Raw genomic sequence first — 2,235 nt, 5'->3', positions numbered from 1 at the left:
TTCGAGGCCTGACTGTAATCGGCATACCACGAGCTCTTTCAATTTTGGCCAGAAGCCGCCGACGGCTTCCTCGAATAGGCCTAATACATAGATGCAACGGGGCGGCAGTTTTTTTGAAAGCGGGTAGACAGTGGGGGCGAGTCCATACATAGCAGCTGCCGAGCCTGCGAGGCTGCGTTCGGCTGCGAAGCAGTCGTGAAATCAGACAACGCGGTGTATCTGACAGACCGCGTGCTCTGGTTTTACGACTGCTTCGCAGCCTCGCAGGCTCGGCAGCTGCTACAGGGTCAACTCGTATTTCTAGGCTGGGTAATTGGCCCGCAATGCCTCCAGCCCACCCTGATAAATCCCGCTAAACAACGCCACCACTTCTTCCTCACTCACACCCACCGGCTCAAACCGCCCCGACCACGTCACCCGAGCCCCCTGCCCCTGCGCTTCAACGTTGATCGTCGCCAAATACGCGGTGGCCGGAAACGGCGCCTGCAGAATCGAATAGCTGTAGGTCTTGCTGGCGTTATCAAACGCCTCAAGCCGCTCAACCACCACCGCACCGTCCGCCGTTTGCAGGCTGCGCACCCGCCCGCCTTCGCTTAGTTCGCTTTTGGGAATAAACGGCAGCCAGTCCGGCAGCGAGTTGAAGCCACCAATCAATTGCCATACTTCAGCGGCCGAAGCCGGGATATCGATAAACGCTGATGCAGTTGCCATGTAAAGCTCTCTGTAAATGAATGGTTTTCAAATCGCCATGCTGTCGACGACACCGCCGTCGACGCGTAATGCCGCGCCGGTGGTGGCCGAAGATAATGGCGAAGCGATGTAAGCCACCAGATTCGCAACCTCTTCGACATTCGCCACGCGCTGGATAATCGACGTCGGCCGCGCCTTGAGCACAAACGCATCAGCCTCTTCGCGAACGCTGCGACCGGATGCGGCGGTGGCGTCCTTGAGCATCTGCTCCAGGCCATCGGTCAATGTCGGGCCGGGCAGGATCGCATTGACCGTCACACCGGTGCCGGCCAAGCGTTTGGCCAGGCCATGGGACACCGCCAGGTTGGCGCTTTTGGTCACGCCATAGTTGAGCATGTCGGCCGGGATCGAGATGCCGGATTCCGAGGACACGAAGATCACCCGCCCCCAACCCTGCTTGACCATGTCCGGTACGTAATGCCGTGACAGGCGAACGCCGGAGATCACATTGACCTCATAAAACCGCGTCCACTCGCTGTCTGGCGTGTCGAAAAAATCCACCTCGTTAAAGATCCCGAGGTTGTTCACCAGAATGTCCGCACGGGGTTCGGCCGCGAACAACAATTCGGCGCCTTCGGCGGTGCCCAGGTCGGCGGTCAGGCCACGCAACTGCGCGTCCGGCACGCTTTGACGAATGCTCGCCAGCGCCTGCTCGACCTTGGCCGTCTCGCGGCCGATCACCACCACCGTGGCGCCGGATTCGGCCAGCGCCTTGCTGATGCCCAAGCCAATGCCGGCGGTGCTGCCGCTGACAATGGCGAGTTTTCCACTCAGATCAATCTTCATGCTCAAACTCCTGTGATCGGCAATGGCGCGCGCTCAGAAACCAGTTTCGCGTCGCGCAGTGCCTGCCAGAAAGCTGTGGGAATCACCGCCGACAGCGCGGCAACGTCTTCAGCAATTCGCTCTGGACGGCTGGCCCCTGGAATCACTGCCGCCACCGCCGGGTTAGCCAACGAGAACTGCAATGCTGCCGCTTTGATGTCGACACCGTGAGCGGCGGCGATGCGCTTGATGTGCTCGACTTTGTTGATGATCGCCGGGCTGGYTTTCTGGTACTCGAAGTGCGCACCGCCGGCCAGAATGCCCGAGCTGTATGGACCACCCACCACGATCTCGACGTTCTGCGCCAAGGCCGCGTCCATCAAACGCTGCAAGGCACGGTCGTGGTCGAGAAGAGTGTAGCGACCTGCCAGTAGAAATCCGTCCGGCTGCGCTTCGGTCAGATCAAGGGTCAGTTCGCACGGCTCGACCTTGTTTACGCCCAAACCCCAGCCCTTGATCACGCCTTCTTCGCGCAAACGGGTCAGCACTTTGAATGCGCCGGTGCGGGCCTGGTTGAAGTATTCCAGCCATTGATCTCCGTAAAAATCCTGTGCGATGTCATGCACCCAAACGATGTCCAGACGGTCGGTTTGCAGACGCTTGAGGCTGTCTTCGATGGAGCGCAAGGTGGCGTCGGCGCTGTAGTCGGCGCTGTAGTCG

Annotated in this window: 3 protein-coding genes; all 3 read right to left on the bottom strand. The window is 59.9% G+C overall.

The features are described 5' to 3' along the window. Positions 1–300: 300 nt before the first annotated feature. On the bottom strand, positions 301–711 hold the full coding sequence (locus tag AC1DSG_RS30465; RefSeq protein WP_477794183.1) for an SRPBCC family protein: 411 nt from the start codon (positions 709–711) through the stop codon (positions 301–303). Between the two features lie 27 nt (positions 712–738). After that, positions 739–1,536 (bottom strand): SDR family NAD(P)-dependent oxidoreductase, encoded by a 798-nt coding sequence (locus AC1DSG_RS30460; RefSeq protein ID WP_477794182.1) that lies wholly within the window; start codon positions 1,534–1,536, stop codon positions 739–741. Positions 1,537–1,538: 2 nt separating this feature from the next. Next, on the bottom strand, positions 1,539–2,235 hold a 697-nt coding region (locus tag AC1DSG_RS30455), incomplete at its 5' end, for an aldo/keto reductase (RefSeq protein WP_477794181.1).

The sequence above is a fragment of the Pseudomonas sp. P5_A12 genome (assembly GCF_056400685.1).
Note: the sequence above shows the minus strand (reverse complement) of the source record. Positions and strands in the feature narration are given on the sequence as shown.